Here is a 16,640-nt window from a genome sequence, read left to right as displayed (position 1 = left end):
TAATTTCAATGAGTTAAATTGTCATTTTGGCTGTAATAATTTCTCTGATCCGCCAAAACAGGGACATTCTGTCCGCAACGGTGCAGGCCTTGCGCTGAATGTGGGACATTTTGTCCATTTACGGACTTTCCACGACCGGCAGGCGGATCACGAAGCGGCTGCCCTTACCCGGCGCCGAGCGGACCCCGATCCGCCCTCCGGCGCGGGTGATCAGCGTTTGGCTGATCGACAGACCCAGCCCGGTGCCTTGCGCCTGCTTGGTGGTGAAGAACGGGTCGAAGATGCGGCGCTGGATCTCTGCACTCATCCCGGTGCCGCTATCGGCCACGCCGATCTCGACCCTGCCCTGCCGCAGCGCCACAGACAGGGACAGCACGCCACCGCCCGGCATGGCGTGAACGGCGTTGAGGATCAGGTTGACGACCACTTGCTGAAGTTCGGTCCGTTCCATGAACACCTGCGCCTCCGTTGCCAGATCGGTGCGGATTTCGATGCCTGCTCCCTCGATCTGACGACGGGTCAACACCAGACAGTCCCGCACCACCTGTGCGGGCGAGATGATGTTGGCCGCGCCGGAATATTCGCCGGGCCGCGCGAATTGCAGCAGTTTCGAGACGATGGTACCGATGCGGTAAACCTGATCGTCGATCAGGTCGAATTCGGTCTTTACCGGCGCCGCGCCTTCGCCCAGCACCATGCGCGCCACATCCAGATTGCCCTGGATGACCGCGATGGGATTGTTGATCTCATGCGCGACGCCTGCCGTGATCTCGCCCACTGCCGCAAGCTTTTCCGACATGATCAGCCGTTCGGTCGTGCGTTCCAGCCTCCGGTTGGCGTCGCGCAGGTCACGGGTGCGTTCTTCGACTTTCTGGTTCAGTTGCTCGTTCCAGTCGCGCAACTGGCGGTCACGCTCCTGCACAGTATCCAGCAACCCGTCGAGGTGATCGGCCACGCGCGAGATTTCGTCATCCCCGGCGCCGATCCGGTTACGGGCATCCATCTCGCCCGCCTCGACCCGTGCGATAGTCTGGCCCATCCGCTCCAGCGGCAGGAAGATGCGCCCCGCCCATCGCAGGAAGATCGGCACCGACAGCGCGGCGATGGCCAGGAACACCAGCGTGGCAATCAGGTAAGAGCGGGTTTTCTCGGCCCGGAACGGCGCTTCCAGAAAGCCGACATACAGCATCCCGATCCGCGCACCGTGGCTGTCGATGATCGGCTCATAGGCCGAGATATACCAGTCGTTCACCACGAAGGCGCTGTCGAGCCATGTCTGCCCCTCACCCAGAACCCGCGCGCGCACCGCCTGCGAAACACGGGTACCAAGGGCCCGGACATTCTCGAACAGGCGCACATTGGTCGAGATGCGCACATCGTCAAGAAACAGCGTCGCGGTGCCCTGGCTGCCCTCGGGCAGGCTGCGCGACTGGTAGACCAGTGCGTTGATCGTGTCGATGAAATCGAGGTTACGGTTCAGAAGCAACCCACCCACCAGCGCCGCCGCACGGCCGTCGGGCAGGCGCAGCGGCGCGGCGGAATGGATGATCATGCCACGATCCTCGGTCAGCCGGTCGGTCGGCGCGGCATTGGGAGTGGCCACCAGCGGCACCGCCGCCCGTGCCGCCAAGCCGGGGGCCAAAGCCTCCATCGCGGCAGGTGACAGGATATCCACCGCCGCCTTGCCCTGCCCTTGCAGCGCGGCGCCGATCACCGGCCAATCGGCAGGCAAAAACCCGGTCGGGGCGTCAGTACCATCGGTCACATACAGGAAATCCAGCCCCAGCGTCTGCCTTTGCGTCGCGATCAGTGCCGTCAGATCGTCCGGCCTCTGAAGCGCGCGTTCCATCGCCACCGATTGCGCCAGCGCATCCAGCCTTTCGCCCGAAAGTTCCAGCAGCCGGGCGAGATACTGGTCAGCGATGGTCAGGTCACCATTCACCTTGACGATCAGCAGGTCGTCCACCTTGCCAGACCAGCGCTGCATCGTGGCGCCAAGCAGAAGCGGCAGCAGCACCAGCATGGGCAACAGCGCAATCAGCAGCAGCCGCACCCGGACCGAGCGCAGGACCCGCGCCACTAAAGCCCCCAGCCCGCGCATTTGCGGTCAATCGTCTTGCGCGAAATGCCCAGACGCCGCGCCGCCTCGCTGCGGTTGCCGCCGGTCAGATCCAGCGCGCGCAGGATCAGGCGGCGTTCCACCGCATCCAGAGGCTCGATGGCCTCGGCCTGCCGCTGTGGCGGAGCCAGCGTTTCCAGCGGAAACCGCCCGAAGATCAGGGCGCGTTCGATGAAATTGCGCAACTCGCGGATATTGCCGGGCCAGTCATGCCGCAACAGGGCCGCGCGGGTCGTGCTGTCCATCTGCAAAGACGCGAGGCTTTGCCGCTGTGCGATTTCGGTCAGGAACAGTTCGGCAAGGTCGATCACATCGGTTTCGCGCTGGCGTAGCGGCGGCATGTCGATCTGAAGCACGTTGATGCGGAAGAACAGGTCCTGCCGGAAGCGCCCCGCTGCCACTTCGGGTTCCAGCGGGCGGCTGGAGGCGAGGACGAAACGCAGGTCCAGCGCCAGATCCCGCGCCGCCCCCAGCGGACGGATCCGGCCATCCTCCACCACCCGCAGCAGCGCCGATTGTGCCGCGGGGCTGAGTTCGGCGACCTCGTCCAGAAAAACCGTGCCTCCTTGCGCCGAAGGCAGAAAACCCTCGCGCCCTTCGGGAATGCCGGGCAAAGCACCGGCGATATGGCCGAACAGTTCCGCCTCGATCCGGTCGGGCGGGATGGCGGCGCAGTTGATCGGCACGAAGGGCCGGTCGGCGCGGTCGGAGATCCCGTGCAGATGCCGCGCTGCGACTTCCTTGCCGGTACCCGAAGCCCCGGTGATCAGAAGCGGCGTGGTCACTCCCGCCACCCGTGCCAGCATGTCCCGCACCGCGGCGATGCTGGCGGAACTGCCGATCAGCCGGTTGCGCCGCCCCGGCCCGGTATCGCCGCTGGCCAGCTCATGCCGCAGAAGCAGATTCTCACGCCGCAGTTGCGCCATCTGCAAGGCCCGCCGCACGGCGTTCAGCAACTGGTTCGACCGGAAGGGTTTCAGCACGAAGTCCGACGCGCCCGCCCGCAGCGCCTCGATGGCGGTTTCCAGATCGGCGTAGGCGGTGATCATGATGGTTTCGGCAAAGCCGCCGCGACGGCGCTGTTCGGCCAGCCAATCCAGCCCTTTCAGGCCGGGCATGATATTGTCGAGGATCACGATGTCGAAATTGCCGCGATCCAGCTGGGCATCGGCCTCGGCCGTGGTGCCCGCGACCTCGACCGCCTGACAGAAGGGCGCCAGCGTCTTCATCAGGAAGTTGCGCATCCCGGCTTCGTCATCCACCACCAGAACGCGGGCACGCGACAGAAGCCGCGTCAGCGCCGCATCCTCGATGGCCACGGGTGGCATGGTCATGTCGGCGTCTCCCCTCGCTGCGACGGGGCGAGCCTAGCGGGCAATCGGCGCGAGGTCGAGAACCCGGCTTGAGGGCGGTCCCCGCGCACCTTAGGCTGCGGGAATGAACCCGCTCGCACCGCTTGCCGAAACGACAGATCTGCACCAGTTGCGTGCGCCCTGGGCGCCCGCGCTTTGCGTGGTCTTTGCACGACATGCCAGCGGCCAGCCCGGCACCGGAACCGGACCTTCCGCCGGGAGCGCCCGCCTGCGCGCGCTGGGGGAGGTGGCAGAGGGCCTGTCATTGGGACCGGAGGCGCATCCTGAACCCGTACCCGCGCGGGATGCCACGGGCAGGATCGTGCTGGAAGATGCCCGCGCCCTGCCGGGGCCAGAGGGGCTGGGCAGCGAAGGGGCGGCGGCGCAGGACAGCGACGCGGCGGCCCGGCTGGCGGCTTTCTGCGAAGCGGCCGAACGCGCGGCGCTGGCGCTGTGGTGGCAGGGCAAACTGCCCGGCCACGCCTGCGCCGAGCCGCCCGAACTCGCCGCCTACCGCGCGGGCCATACGGGACGGCGGGTACTGTGTCTGGCCTTGCCCTTTCTTCCGGGTCTGTCTGTACGGCTGATGCTGGGCGACGACGGCACGGGCGGGCAGATCGCGCTTGGCAGCGCCGCCTCTCCCGATCCGGCCCGCGCCGCCGAGGCCGCCACGCGCGAGATGTTGCAGGCCGAACTGGCCTGGCTCGCCCCGGCGCATCACCCCGATACACCCTTCCGCGACCATGTGCAGACCGCACTGGCTCCGCGTCTGCCCGCGTTGCATACAGCGCAGGCTGCCGCACCGGAACCGGCAGGCGGATCGCTGGAAAAGCTTCTTGGCGATCTCGTTACAACTTATGGATTTTCTGACCTGACATCACCACAACTCCGGGTACCTGTCTGGCGCTTTGTCTGTCCGGCCTGGCCCCGCTCCCGCCCGTTGCTTGCCCCCGCTGACTGACGTTACGCTGACGCATCGCGCGACATATTCCCCGTGACAAGGGAGAAACCGATGCCGAATCCACCCGGAGGGACCAGCCCTTACATGGCATGGCGTATGCTGAAAGCGGCGGCACAACTGCCGCCGCCTGCCCTGCCCGCGGGGCGGCGCAGTTTCGGCTGTCCGAAGATGGCAGAGTCCGCATCGCTCTATTGCGGTGGGCAATCGCTGCTGGGGTCGGTGCGCGACCTGCCGGATCTGGCGGCGCGGCTGGTCAAACCCGCGCAGGCCGGTGCCGAAGGCGAGATGCCTGCGGGGTATACCTACCTCGGGCAACTGCTGGCCCATGACCTGTGCACGCCGACGGAAGGTGAATTCGATTATGCGCTGTCCGACCCCGCGCCAGAGCTTACCCGCACAACGGTGACACAGGCCGAGCGGACCCAGCCGCTGCATCTGGAAAGCCTGTTCGGCCCGGTTTCCGCCGATCTGTCCCTGCCCGAATTGCACAGGTTTCCCCCGGCACCGCTGTTCTATCCGTATTTCGCCGCCGACATCACGCGCCGGAAACCTGCAAGCGGCCTTGGCCGGACGCTGGGCGCGCTGCCTGATACGCGCAATGACGACAACCCGATGATCGCACAGCTTTCGGCGCTGTTCATCGCCCATGCCGGGGCGGTGACCACCCGGCTTGCCGCACGCGGTCATTCGCCTGCCGACAGCCTGCGCGGGGCCAAGACCGCCACGGTTCGGATGTGGCACGGGCTGTTGCTGCGCGATCTGCTGCCGCGCCTCGCCCTGCCCGCGCTGGCCGATACGCCTGCCGACCTGGGACCGCCCGGCGCCGCCGATATCCCGGTTGAAGTGATGGCGGCCATCCTGCGCGCAGGACACTGGCTGGTGCGCAGCCAGTACAGGCTGAACGTCAACACCGTTCCCGTGCGCCTGTTGCTGCGTGGCGATCCCGATATCGCCGCCCTGCGCGCCCGGCCGGGGGCAGAGAATTTCTGGCGCATCGACTGGCGCAATTTCTTTGATCTCGATCTGCTCTCACCACCGCAAAAGGCCATGCGGATGGAAGGCGGGCTGGCGGCCATGTTCGGCAGTGATTTCGGCCTGCCGGATGCGATGGAGATTCACTCCTCGCTTGTCACCAGCGACAACGATCTGGCGTTGCGCGATCTGGCCCGCAGCACCGATGGCGGCCTGCAATCCGTGTCAAGCCTCGCCACCCGGTTGGCCCCTGCCCTGCGGAGCCGCTTTCCCGACTGGCTGCTATGGGATGGCCCCGCACGGGCAAAGCTGATCAGCGACTGGTGCAACGCCTGCGGGCATCTGGCGCCACCGCATCTGGCTGCCGATCCGCCGCTATATCTTTACACGCTGCTTGAGGCCGGTCGCGGGCCCGCCACGCAGGGCTTTGGCGACGGTCTGCGACTGGGCGCGCTGGGGTCGGCACTTCTGTGGGGGGCGATCCGCGCGGCGGTTGAAACTGCCGAAGCCGCCCTGCCAGACGCCCCCGTCGACCCTGACATGCCGGATATCCCCGACATGCCCAGCCTGATACGATTTCTGACCCTCAACAGCGGAGTGTGACAATGACCACCGGAAGCCCGGCCCAGCCGGATGTGAAATACAATACCATCGACTTTGAAACCGTCGGCGCCTTCATGATTGCCATGACGCGGCAGCCCGCGGCGAACTACCCGACAACGGTCGAGGCATTCTGCAATCTGCTGGCGAATTATGCCCGCAAATTCGCCGCGCAGCTCGCCGAGGGAGAGGGCAGCCTCGCCCGTTCGCCCGACATCGTGACCGAAACGGTCAAGTCGCCGCTGTTCGCCGCCTATTTCAAACCGCTGGACGGGGACACCTCCGATGATCCGCTGGGGCATTGGGTTGTCGACGGGGTGCTTGAGGTCCAGCATGTCCACAAAGCCGCGACGATGAGCCTGTTCCAGAACACCGCCGACCATGTGAATATCCGCCTGCCCGAAAAGAACAACATCGCCGCCAAGGAGGATCTGGCGCTCCAGCACCAGGCTGAGGGCAGCAGGTTCCAGAACCTGACCTATCTGGACGATTACTTTGCGGGCAAGACAACCGCGATGCAGTTCGTCTGGGGCAATGTGGGCGATTATACCACGCGATCCTGCCGCTGACCGGCGATCTGCCACAGGGCCTCGGCGATGCGGTCAAGTCCGTAGGCTGACCGCATCGACGTCGCCGCCAGAAACCACGACAGCGGATCTGGCGCACCTGCGCCCTGCCAGCGGCCGGAAATATCGGTGCTGAAACGGTGCCAGAACCCGGCCGCCCGCGCCATATCCCCCGCCATCACGGCGGCGGCGCAGCCATAGGCATAGGTAAAGGGAATGGCCCCGGCGGCCCGGTCGGCCAGATCCATCGCTGTGGCATAATCGCCCAACAACAGCGCGACCGGCGTCCGATAGCCCATCGACACCCGGCACACCCCGGCATCAAGCGCCGAAGCCGCCTCGGCCAGGCGGGTCGCGCGAGTCACCTGCCCGGTCAGCGCCATCATTTCCGACGCCGCCGACAGGCGGCGCGGATTGCTTTGCGACAGGTCGGCCACCACATTCGCGGCCTCGGCCGCGGCGTCGACGTGATCCAGCAGGATCGAGCTCCAGCCGAAGGCAAGCCAGGCATCGCCACGGTCGGGCGCCTCGGCGGTGCAGGCCCGCCCGATTTCCAGCGCTTCGGGTACACCGGCATGAACCGGACCCGAGCCCGGAAAGATCAGTTCGCGGCTGTTGAGCAATTCGGCCAGCCCGATACGCGCGCGCAGCCCCAGATCGCCGCCGGAGGAAACCGAGCGCAGCAGCGCCTCCGCCCGCCGGTCCGCATCCGAAGACCAGTCGCGCATCAGCCAGCCCGCGCGCATCAGCTTGCGATAATCGGCAAGCTGGGCATCGGACAGGCCTTCCAGCCCGCTGATGTAATGCGACTCCAGCTTGCCGGTCAGGCGCATGGCGATACGCTGCACCGCGAAACCCGAGTTGCGCACCCAGTCGCCGCGCCGGATATGCAGCGGCCATGACCAGATAATCGCGCCAGTGGACAGATCCTTCAGCGACAGGATCAGCCGCATTTCCTCCAGCCCCGGCGACAGCGAACCACGCAGTTCGTAATTGCCGGGGCGGGCGGGCAGTTGCATTCCGGGGCTGGTTTCGATGGTCACCCAGTCTTCGACCGCATAAAGCGCCGATCCCAGTTCGGCCTGCACCGCCGCCACCAGAATCTGTTCGTCATCAGGCAGCGCGGACAAGGCGAAGGACTGGACGAAAATCGTGATCCGTTTGTCGTCAAGCTGCGCCGGCAAGGGCGCAGCCGAACCGGAAAGCTTGAGCGAAATCGCAAGCGCCTGGGTTTCCTCGGCGGGTTCCAGATCGAATTCCTCGTCCAGAAGCGTCCAGAGCTTGCGATAATGTTCCATCGCAGCAGCGTTATTACCCGCCGCGATATCCAGACGCATCAGCGCCCGCGTTGCCTCTTCATCCTGAGGTTCCAGCTCGCGCAGGCGCTCGGCCAGCAGACGCGCGCCGGTTTTTTCGCCAGCCGCGTGCAGACGGGAGCGCAGCTGCGCTGAAAGATGCGCCAGATAGGCTGCCTTGCGTTCGGTCAGGAAGCCATCGAACTCCGGGTCCAGCCCCCACAGATCGGCGGCGAAGCGGATGTCGGCATCGGCAAGCGACCGCGCCGCAAGCGGTGCTGTATCCCCCGCGTCGAAAGCCGCCAAAGCCTGCGATATGTCACACGGCGCGCCCGCGAACCGTGCCCGCACCGCCAGACGGTCAGCCTCGAACAGCGAAATCCCCGCACAGTCGCGTGCCAGCACATGCAGGGTATTGCGCAGAGAACCACGAGCCTTTTCCGCGCCGGAATCGGACCACAAAAGATCAGCCAGCCGGTCGCGCGCGATACCGCTTTCGCCGGTCAGGCTGAACCATGCGAGAATAGCCTTCTGCTTCTGCCCCTTTACGGGCAGTTCCTGCCCGTCGACCGACAAGCAAAATCTGTCAAGGATGCGGAAGTAGGTGCACCCGGCCATCTTCGATACATCCCCAGAAATCGAAGTCTGATTCTAGGGATAGCCGTGTGCGGTGCGGGCGTAAACCCGTGGCAGATGCGGATCGGCCAAAGACGACATTCCGGGTTGCCCCGCCACCTGCCGTCATTGACCGATCCGCACCGATACAGTGGCCCTGAGGGGATCGTCAGGCCACCGCATACTGAAGCGCGGCACTGCGCGCATTTTCTTCGTCAAGCCGGGCTTTCGCCTCGCGGGCAATCGCCACGAAGCCATCGACCTCGCTGGTTCCGTGATCGGCGAGAAGCTTCAGCCGCCACAGCGCATCGGCGCTTCCCGGCGTCAGCGGCTCGGTCAGGTTGAGCAGCGCGCCCCGCGACAGCATGTCGGCCGTCAGCCGCCGCGCGCAGGCCAGCCGCCCGAGCCTGACGGTCACGACCGCGCCCGGCGCACCGGTGACCTCAAACCCTGCGTCCTCCAGCCCGGTGCGCAGCCTTTCGATGTTCTGCATCAGCCGGTTGCGCCGTTCGGCGCCTTCCTCGCTGTCCACGATTTCCAGCGCGGCCAGCACCACCGCTGCCTGAAGGGGCGATATCGCATTGCTGCATCCCTGCACCGAACTGCCCACCCGCATGGCAAGCCGCAGGGCCGGATGGTTGGAGGCGACAAACCCGCCATTCGCCGCGAAAGTCTTGGAGAAGCTGCCGGTGAGGATGTCGATACCGCCAAGGATGCCCTGCATCTCGCAGACACCACGCCCTGTGGCGCCAAGCGCACCCAGGTCATTGGCCACATCCACCAGTAGCGTCGCCGCATAGCGACGGCAAAGCTGCTGCAATTCGGGCAGGCTGGCGCTGCCCGGTTCCATGGCGAACAGCGCCTCGGTCACAACGATGATGCCGGCCTGCGGGTCTTCATCCCGCAGTCGTTCCAGCCGGCGGACCAGCGCCTCGGTCGAGCCGTGCTGGATCTGATGCACGGTTGCACCGGAAGCGGCGGCGCCGTCCTGAAGACATTCCCGGGCATGGGCGTCCACCAGCACATGATCGCCCGGCCGCACCAGCGCGCGAATGGCGCCGAAACCGGCGGTCCAGCCGCTTGGAAACACGATGGCCTGTGCCATGCCGACGAAAGCGGCAATCCGCTCTTCCAGCGAGGTGGTCAGCGTGGTCAGCCCCATCTGGACCGCAGTGCCCGCCGAATGGACCCCGTAGCGCCGTGCCGCCGCCGAAGCCGCCGCAAGGATCTTGGGATGCGAGGCGAGGCTCAGGAAATCCTGCGAGGCCATATTGATTCCCGCCAGCCCGCGCCCTGCCCGATCACGCGCCACCACGCGCGGGCCGATGCGGCAGGCATTGGCCTTGCATGTGGCATCAAGCCCAGATTTCAGCCGCTCGTCATACCATTCCGTCATCGGCTGCCAGCGATCCATCAGCGAGACGCATCCGGCATCGAACTGGTCCATCGCCGTGGCGCTGGCAACTTCAGTGCTGTCGAGAGTGCAGGTCATCGTTCGGTCCTCGGCGATGCGGCAACAGCCGCGGTGCTTGAAAGGACAATGACCTGCCTTGCGTCAGCGCATCGTCATTCCTGTCTGACGCAGCAAATGACGGAGCGGATTTTCATTCGGACGCGGCCACAGTGGCGCTGACGGCGCGGGTCCAGCGCGCGTATCTCGCGTCCCGTTCTGCCCCGCCCATAGCCGGTACGAAACGGCGTTCCAGCGCCCAGGTCTTGGCGAATTGCTCGGGTCCGGGGTAAAGACCGGCCCGGTAGCCGGCAAGCCAGGCCGCGCCGAGCGCGGTGGTTTCCGTCACAACCGGCCGATCCACCGGCGCGCCAAGAAGGTCAGCCAGAAACTGCATCGCCCAGTCACTTGCCGCCATGCCACCGTCAACCCGCAGCACACCATCGGCAGCCGCGCCCCAGTCAGAGCGCATCGCCTGCAGCAGATCACGCGTCTGGTAGCCCACGCTTTCCAGTGCAGCCCGTGCCAGTTCGGCCGGGCCGGAGTTGCGGGTCAATCCGAAGATCGCCCCCCGGCATTCGGGCCGCCAGTAGGGCGCGCCAAGGCCGGTGAAGGCGGGAACGAGGATCACCTCTTGCGCCGGATCGGCACTTTCGGCGAGGGGCTGCGTTTCCGGCGCGCTGCGGATGATCTTCAAACCATCACGCAGCCATTGCACCACTGCCCCTGCGATGAAGATCGAACCTTCCAGCGCATAGCTGGTCTTGCCGTCCAGACGGCTGGCAATGGTGGTCAGCAGCCGGTTGGTCGAGGGCACCCGATCCGCCCCGGTGTTCAGCAAGGCGAAACAGCCGGTGCCATAGGTCGATTTCATCATGCCGGGCTGAAAGCACGCCTGCCCCATTGCCGCCGCCTGCTGGTCACCCGCAACACCGAGGATCGGGATTTCCCGTCCGAACAGATCGGGCCGCGTGGTGCCAAAATCATCCGCGCAGTCGCGCACCTCGGGCAGCAGCGCCATGGGAATATCCAGAAGCGCGCAGATATCGGCATCCCAGCGGTTCGCCCCGATGTCATAAAGCAGGGTGCGCGAGGCATTGGTGGCATCGGTGGCATGCACCTTGCCGGCGGTCAGATTCCAGATCAGCCAGCTATCCACAGTGCCGAAAGCCAGTTCACCCCTTCTGGCACGCTCACGGGCGCCGGGAATGGTATCAAGCAGCCATTTCAGTTTGGTGCCCGAGAAATAGGGGTCCAGCAGCAGCCCGGTCCGCGCGGTAATCAGTGCCTCGTGTCCGGCGGCACGCAAGCCCTCGCAGATCGGGGCAGTGCGGCGGTCCTGCCAGACAATCGCATTGTGCAATGGCTGGCCGGTCGCGCGGTCCCACAGCAGGGTGGTTTCGCGCTGGTTGGTAATGCCGATGGCGGAAACCGCCGCGACGCCTAGCCCCGCGCGTTCAATGGCCGCCCGCGCTGTTGCCGCCGTGGTGGCCCAAAGATCTGCCGGATCATGTTCAACCCAGCCGGAGGCAGGATAATGCTGCGGAAACTCCTCTTGCGCCGAAGCGACCGGGCGAAGATCCGCGTCGAACAGGATCGCCCGTGACGAGGTGGTGCCCTGGTCGATGGCAAGGATATGGGTCATGGCAGCGCGGTCCCGTGGTCGTGGAAGAGACAGGTCCGGGCGACCGCAGCCGCCCGGACCCTTCATGGCATCAGTTCTGCCAGGATTTGATCAGCTCGTCATAGGACACGGTTTCGCCCTGCGGCTTTTCGTTGTCCAGCTTGCCGACCGGCGCGCCCGGCTGGTCGATCCAGTATTGCGGGTCCTGCTCTTCGTTCATCTTCGGGCCGATGTCGCCCTGAACGCCCGACTTCTCAAGCCGGATCAGCACCTTTTCCTGATCGGCGCACAGCGCGTCCAGCGCCTCCTGCGGGGATTTGGCCCCCGACAGCGCGTCGCCGATATTCTGCCACCACAGCTGCGCCAGCTTCGGATAGTCCGGGATATTGGTGCCGGTGGGCGACCACTGGGTCCGGGCGGGCGAGCGGTAGAACTCGATCAATCCGCCAAGCTTCGGCGCACGGTCGGTGAAGTGCTGGCTGTCGATGGTGGACTGACGGATGAAGGTCAGGCCGACATCGGATTTCTTCAGATCAACCAGCTTCGAGGTCACGAATTGCGCATAAAGCCATGCGGCCTGCGCACGATCCACCGGGGTGGATTTCATCAGCGTCCACGACCCCACATCCTGATAGCCGATCTTGGTGCCCTCGGTCCAATACGCACCATGCGGGCTGGGAGCCATGCGCCATTTCGGCGTGCCATCCTCGTTCATTACCGGCAGGCCCGGCTTCACCATGTCGGCGGTGAAAGCAGTATACCAGAACATCTGTTGCGCGATGGAACCCTGCGCCGGAACCGGACCGGCCTCACCGAAGGTCATGCCCATGGCTTCCGGCGGGGTATATTTCTGCAACCAGTCGATCGCCTTGGTCACGGCATAGACCGCAGCCGCATCGTTGGTTGCCCCACCCCGCGCCACGCAAGAGCCGACGGGCCGCGAGTTTTCATCGACCCGGACACCCCATTCATCGACCGGCAGGCCGTTCGGCTCGCCCTTGTCGCCCATACCGGCCATCGACATCCAGGCATCGGTATAGCGCCAGCCGAGGCTCGGGTCTTTCTTGCCGTAGTCCATGTTGCCATAGACGCCCGAGGACGGCCCGCCCGCATAGCTCATGTCGCGGCCGGTGAAGAATTCGGCGATATCCTCATAGGCCGACCAGTTGACCGGCACGCCGAGGTCATAGCCATATTTGGCCTTGAAATCCTCCATGGTCTTGGGATCGGTGAACCAGTCGTAGCGGAACCAGTAGAGGTTGGCGAACTGCTGGTCAGGAAGCTGGTAAAGCTTGCCATCCGGCGCGGTGGTGAACTGGGTGCCGATGAAATCGGCCAGATCCAGACCGGGGCTGGTGACATCCTTGCCCTCGCCCGTCATCCAGTCGGTCAGGTTGCGGGCCTGCTGATAGCGCCAGTGCGTCCCGATCAGGTCGGAATCGTTGACATAGGCGTCATAGATGTTCTCGCCGGTCTGCATCTGGGTTTGCAGCTTCTCGACGACATCACCCTCGCCGATCAGATCATGGGTGATCTTGATGCCGGTGATGGCAGTGAAGGCCGGGGCCAGAACCTTGGATTCATATTCATGCGTCGCGATGGTTTCGGACACGACCTTGATATCCATGCCCGAAAAGGGCTTGGCCGCGTCGATGAACCACTGCATTTCCTTTTCCTGATCTTCGGGCGACAGGACGGTCATGCCCGCGATTTCGGAATCGAGGAATTTCTTGGCGGCGTCCATGTCGGCCCAGGCGGGGGCCCCCACGGCCAGCAGCGCCAGCGCCATTGCGGTTGATGTCAGTCTCATTGTATTCCTCCCTTGGAATGTGAAACAGGCGTTGAGCATTCTTGCCCTCTGGCGCGGGGTCCAGCCGCACCAGAGGGATCTTCCGGTCTAAACCCAGACGAAAACCGCCACGGCATAGACAAGGCACAGTGCGAGCCCGCCCCAGACAGGGGGGCCCGCGAAGAACAGCCAGGCCAGACAGATGAAGGCCGAGCCGAGAAGAGAGATGAACAGCCGGTCGCCGCGCGTCGTCTCGATCCGCAGGAGTCCGACGCGCGGGGTTTCGGGGAACCGGATCGCAAGGATGGTGAAGGTCACGAGCAGGCTCGCGATGATCCAGAAGAACAGCGCGACCGGGAAGGTCCAGGCCATCCAGCCGCCCTTGATCATCGGCGCGAACCAATCCTTCGCGCCGTCTTTTACCGGGGTAGCCCAGATCAGGAAGATCAGTGCGGCGCCAAGGACTGCGGCGGCGGTAACGTAGATCGCGGGCCAGTTGACGCGGTTTGCCGTGGTTGCAGACATGATCCAGCCCTCCTTCACACGCGACCCAGGGCAAAGCCCTTGGCGATGTAGTTACGGACGAACCAGATCACCAACGCGCCCGGAATGATGGTCAGCACCCCGGCGGCGGCCAGAACACCCCAGTCCATTCCGCTGGCCGATACCGTGCGCGTCATGGTGGCTGCGATGGGCTTGGCGTTCACGCTGGTCAGTGTGCGGCTCAGCAACAGTTCCACCCATGAGAACATGAAGCAGAAGAAGGCCGCGACACCGATCCCGCTGGCCACCAGCGGCATGAAGATGCGGATGAAGAAGCGCGGGAAGGAATAGCCGTCGATGTAGGCGGTCTCGTCAATCTCTTTCGGCACGCCGCGCATGAAGCCTTCCAGAATCCACACCGCCAGCGGCACGTTGAACAGGCAATGCGCCAGCGCCACCGCGATGTGCGTGTCGAACAGCCCGATGGAGGAATAAAGCTGGAAGAACGGCAGTGCGAAGACGGCGGGCGGCGACATGCGGTTGGTCAGCAGCCAGAAGAACAGGTGCTTGTCACCCATGAAGCTGTAACGGCTGAAGGCATAGGCGGCGGGCAGCGCCACGGCGATGGAAATGACCGTGTTCAGCACCACATAGATGATCGAATTGACGTAGCCCATGTACCAGCTCGGGTCGGTCAGGATCACCATGTAGTTGCGGAAGGTCAGCTCGCGCGGAAAGATCGAGAAGGTTCCGGTGATCTCGGCATTGGTCTTCAGGCTCATGTTCACAAGCCAGTAGATCGGCACCATGAGGAACAGAAGATAAAATGTCATCACAAGGGCGGAGGAGCGGCTGCGCATCACTTGGCCTCCTGACGGTCGAGATTGGTCATCACGGTGTAGAACACCCAGCTCACCAGCAGGATCACGAGGAAATACATGATCGAGAAGGCGGCGGCGGGGCCAAGATCGAACTGACCCACGGCCATCTTCACAAGGTCGATTGACAGGAAGGTGGTCGAATTGCCGGGGCCGCCGCCGGTGACGACGAAAGGTTCTGTATAGATCATGAAGCTGTCCATGAAGCGCAGCAGAACCGCGATCAGCAGGACGCCCTTCATCTTCGGCAGCTCGATGTAGCGGAACACGGCCCAGCGGCTCGCCTGGTCGATGCGCGCGGCCTGATAATAGGCCTGCGGAATGGATTGCAGACCGGCATAGGCCAGCAGCGCCACCAGCGAGGTCCAGTGCCAGACATCCATCACCACCACCGTGGCCCATGCATCGAACGGGTCGGAGGTATAGTTGTAGTCGATCCCGATGGCGGCCAGCGTATGCCCCAGCAGGCCAATGTCACCGCGACCAAAGATCTGCCAGATGGTGCCGACGACGTTGAACGGGATCAGCAGCGGCAGCGCCATGACCACAAGGCAGAACGAGGACCAGAAGCCCTTCTTCGGCATGTTCAGCGCGACGAAGATGCCGAGCGGGACCTCTATGGCCAGAATGATGGCCGAGAACATCGCCTGCCGCAGCAGCGCGCCATGAATACGGTCGGAATGCACGGCCTCATCGAACCAGTCGAGCCCGGCCCAGAAAAATTCGTTGTTCCCGAAAGTATCGTTGACCGAATAGTTCACCACGGTCATCAGCGGGATCACCGCCGAAAAGGCGACCAGCACCAGCACCGGCAGCACCAGAAACCAGGCGCGGTTGTTCTGTGTCTTTTCCATCAGGCCGCCCTCCCCTGCGGTGCGACGCGCCAGTCGTCGGCATAGACGTTGATCTTGCCAGGCACGAAGGCCACGCGCGGCAGCGCCGGAACGGGCTGCCCTTCCGGCTGAACAATGTTGAAAGGCTGCCCCTCCAGTTCGGCCCGCAGGATGCGATGGCGCCCGACATCCTCGACCCGGCGAATGGTGACCGGCAGCCCCTGCCCTTCCGTCAGAACGGCATGTTCAGGACGAATGCCGATCTGCACACGACCCGAGGGGGTCCCGTGATCGTCGCCCAGATCCACCCCTGCCCCGCTGACCAGCATGGCACGGGTGCCCGATACTCGCGCTTCCAGAAAGTTCATGCCGGGGGAGCCGATGAAATACCCCACGAATGTATGTGCCGGGGTTTCGAAAAGTTCCTCAGGCGTGCCGAGCTGCACTACGCGACCGTCATACATCACCACCACCTTGTCGGCGAAGGTCAGCGCTTCGGTCTGGTCATGCGTGACATAAATCATCGTATGGCCGAACTCGCGGTGCAGCTGCTTGAGCTGTGTGCGCAGCTCCCACTTCATGTGTGGGTCAATGACGGTCAGTGGCTCGTCGAACAGGATCGCGTTGACATCCTCGCGCACCATGCCACGGCCAAGGCTGATCTTCTGCTTGGCATCGGCGGTCAGGCCCTGCGCCTTTCGCGACAGCATCGCCTCCATCCCGATCATCTTCGCAATCTGATCGACGCGACGCTTGATATAGGCTGCGTCCTGCCCGCGATTGCGCAGCGGGAAGGCCAGATTGTCGCGGACGGTCATCGTGTCGTATACGACCGGGAACTGGAACACCTGCGCGATATTGCGCTCGGCCGTGGCGGCATCGGTCACATCGCGGTCGCCGAACAACACCCTCCCATGGCTTGGCCGCAGCAGGCCCGAGATGATGTTCAGCAGCGTAGTCTTGCCGCAGCCGGACGAGCCCAGCAGGGCATAGGCGCCACCATCCTGCCAGACATGATCCATTTCCTTCAGCGCGTAATCCTGTTCGCCCTTCGGATTGGGCAGGTAGCTGTGCGCGAGGTTCTTCAGCGTGATCTGTGCCAT

13 protein-coding genes are annotated in these 16,640 nt (G+C 64.4%); 3 read left to right on the top strand and 10 right to left on the bottom strand.

Translation table 11 applies throughout. The features are described from left to right. Window positions 1–118 precede the first annotated feature (118 nt). Window positions 119–2,023 carry a cache domain-containing protein gene (locus C8N34_RS12685; RefSeq protein WP_242013799.1) on the bottom strand — a complete coding sequence of 635 codons (1,905 nt, stop codon included), beginning with the start codon at window positions 2,021–2,023 and terminating at the stop codon, window positions 119–121. A 56-nt stretch (window positions 2,024–2,079) separates the two neighbouring features. Next, the gene (locus C8N34_RS12680; RefSeq protein WP_242013797.1) at window positions 2,080–3,453 is read right to left on the bottom strand and encodes a sigma-54-dependent transcriptional regulator; all 1,374 of its coding nucleotides are present in this window, start codon (window positions 3,451–3,453) and stop codon (window positions 2,080–2,082) included. Between the two features lie 103 nt (window positions 3,454–3,556). Between C8N34_RS12680 and C8N34_RS12675 the strand changes: the two genes are divergently transcribed. The 3 genes from C8N34_RS12675 to C8N34_RS12665 are packed head-to-tail and all read left to right on the top strand — an operon-like array spanning window position 3,557 to window position 6,573. Further along, on the top strand, window positions 3,557–4,432 hold the full coding sequence (locus C8N34_RS12675; protein WP_108129146.1) for a YcaO-like family protein: 876 nt from the start codon (window positions 3,557–3,559) through the stop codon (window positions 4,430–4,432). A 51-nt stretch (window positions 4,433–4,483) separates the two neighbouring features. Beyond that, a complete protein-coding gene (locus C8N34_RS12670; RefSeq protein ID WP_145693600.1) occupies window positions 4,484–6,007 on the top strand; it encodes a peroxidase family protein in 1,524 nt (507 codons plus the stop codon). A 2-nt stretch (window positions 6,008–6,009) separates the two neighbouring features. After that, complete coding sequence (locus C8N34_RS12665; RefSeq protein WP_054303030.1) at window positions 6,010–6,573, top strand: hypothetical protein; 564 nt, start codon at window positions 6,010–6,012, stop codon at window positions 6,571–6,573. Here C8N34_RS12665 and C8N34_RS12660 read toward each other — a convergent pair. The 8 genes from C8N34_RS12660 to C8N34_RS12625 all read right to left on the bottom strand — a co-directional run bounded on the left by C8N34_RS12660 (window position 6,549) and on the right by C8N34_RS12625 (window position 16,640). Next, window positions 6,549–8,483 (bottom strand): AfsR/SARP family transcriptional regulator, encoded by a 1,935-nt coding sequence (locus C8N34_RS12660; protein WP_108129144.1) that lies wholly within the window; start codon window positions 8,481–8,483, stop codon window positions 6,549–6,551. The two genes, C8N34_RS12665 and C8N34_RS12660, sit on opposite strands and share 25 nt — an antisense overlap. Window positions 8,484–8,649: 166 nt before the next feature. Continuing rightward, entirely contained in the window at window positions 8,650–9,972 is a 1,323-nt protein-coding gene (locus tag C8N34_RS12655) for an aminotransferase class I/II-fold pyridoxal phosphate-dependent enzyme (protein WP_054303028.1), read from the bottom strand. A gap of 112 nt (window positions 9,973–10,084) precedes the next feature. Then, on the bottom strand, window positions 10,085–11,575 hold the full coding sequence (glpK, locus tag C8N34_RS12650) for a glycerol kinase GlpK (protein WP_108129143.1): 1,491 nt from the start codon (window positions 11,573–11,575) through the stop codon (window positions 10,085–10,087). 70 nt (window positions 11,576–11,645) lie between these two features. Further along, window positions 11,646–13,364, bottom strand: a complete 1,719-nt coding sequence (locus C8N34_RS12645) for an ABC transporter substrate-binding protein (RefSeq protein WP_108129142.1) — start codon at window positions 13,362–13,364, stop codon at window positions 11,646–11,648. 87 nt (window positions 13,365–13,451) lie between these two features. Beyond that, window positions 13,452–13,733, bottom strand: a complete 282-nt coding sequence (locus C8N34_RS12640; RefSeq protein WP_054303050.1) for a DUF2160 family membrane protein — start codon at window positions 13,731–13,733, stop codon at window positions 13,452–13,454. Between the two features lie 149 nt (window positions 13,734–13,882). Continuing rightward, a complete protein-coding gene (locus C8N34_RS12635; RefSeq protein ID WP_054303025.1) occupies window positions 13,883–14,686 on the bottom strand; it encodes a carbohydrate ABC transporter permease in 804 nt (267 codons plus the stop codon). After that, entirely contained in the window at window positions 14,686–15,558 is an 873-nt protein-coding gene (locus C8N34_RS12630) for a carbohydrate ABC transporter permease (protein WP_108129141.1), read from the bottom strand. Before C8N34_RS12630 ends, C8N34_RS12635 begins: the two co-directional genes overlap by 1 nt. Beyond that, entirely contained in the window at window positions 15,558–16,640 is a 1,083-nt protein-coding gene (locus C8N34_RS12625) for an ABC transporter ATP-binding protein (RefSeq protein ID WP_054303023.1), read from the bottom strand. The genes C8N34_RS12630 and C8N34_RS12625 overlap by 1 nt, the downstream gene beginning before the upstream one ends.

Origin of the sequence: Gemmobacter caeni (genome assembly GCF_003054195.1) — a bacterium.
Lineage (GTDB): Bacteria > Pseudomonadota > Alphaproteobacteria > Rhodobacterales > Rhodobacteraceae > Gemmobacter > Gemmobacter caeni.
The sequence above is the reverse complement of the archived record's forward strand: the minus strand, read 5'-3'. Positions and strand labels throughout refer to the sequence as shown.

Bases quoted from the DNA above. Each gene is read 5' to 3' on its own strand.
- C8N34_RS12625 (WP_054303023.1), bottom strand. From the start codon at position 16,640: ATGGCACAGATCACGCTGAAGAACCTCGCGCACAGCTACCTGCCCAAT.
- C8N34_RS12685 (WP_242013799.1), bottom strand. From the start codon at position 2,023: ATGCTGGTGCTGCTGCCGCTTCTGCTTGGCGCCACGATGCAGCGCTGG.
- C8N34_RS12655 (WP_054303028.1), bottom strand. From the start codon at position 9,972: ATGACCTGCACTCTCGACAGCACTGAAGTTGCCAGCGCCACGGCGATG.
- C8N34_RS12640 (WP_054303050.1), bottom strand. From the start codon at position 13,733: ATGATCAAGGGCGGCTGGATGGCCTGGACCTTCCCGGTCGCGCTGTTC.
- C8N34_RS12670 (WP_145693600.1), top strand. From the start codon at position 4,484: ATGCCGAATCCACCCGGAGGGACCAGCCCTTACATGGCATGGCGTATG.
- C8N34_RS12680 (WP_242013797.1), bottom strand. From the start codon at position 3,453: ATGACCATGCCACCCGTGGCCATCGAGGATGCGGCGCTGACGCGGCTT.
- C8N34_RS12630 (WP_108129141.1), bottom strand. From the start codon at position 15,558: ATGGAAAAGACACAGAACAACCGCGCCTGGTTTCTGGTGCTGCCGGTG.
- C8N34_RS12645 (WP_108129142.1), bottom strand. From the start codon at position 13,364: ATGAGACTGACATCAACCGCAATGGCGCTGGCGCTGCTGGCCGTGGGG.
- glpK (WP_108129143.1), bottom strand. From the start codon at position 11,575: ATGACCCATATCCTTGCCATCGACCAGGGCACCACCTCGTCACGGGCG.
- C8N34_RS12675 (WP_108129146.1), top strand. From the start codon at position 3,557: ATGAACCCGCTCGCACCGCTTGCCGAAACGACAGATCTGCACCAGTTG.
- C8N34_RS12635 (WP_054303025.1), bottom strand. From the start codon at position 14,686: ATGCGCAGCCGCTCCTCCGCCCTTGTGATGACATTTTATCTTCTGTTC.
- C8N34_RS12660 (WP_108129144.1), bottom strand. From the start codon at position 8,483: ATGGCCGGGTGCACCTACTTCCGCATCCTTGACAGATTTTGCTTGTCG.
- C8N34_RS12665 (WP_054303030.1), top strand. From the start codon at position 6,010: ATGACCACCGGAAGCCCGGCCCAGCCGGATGTGAAATACAATACCATC.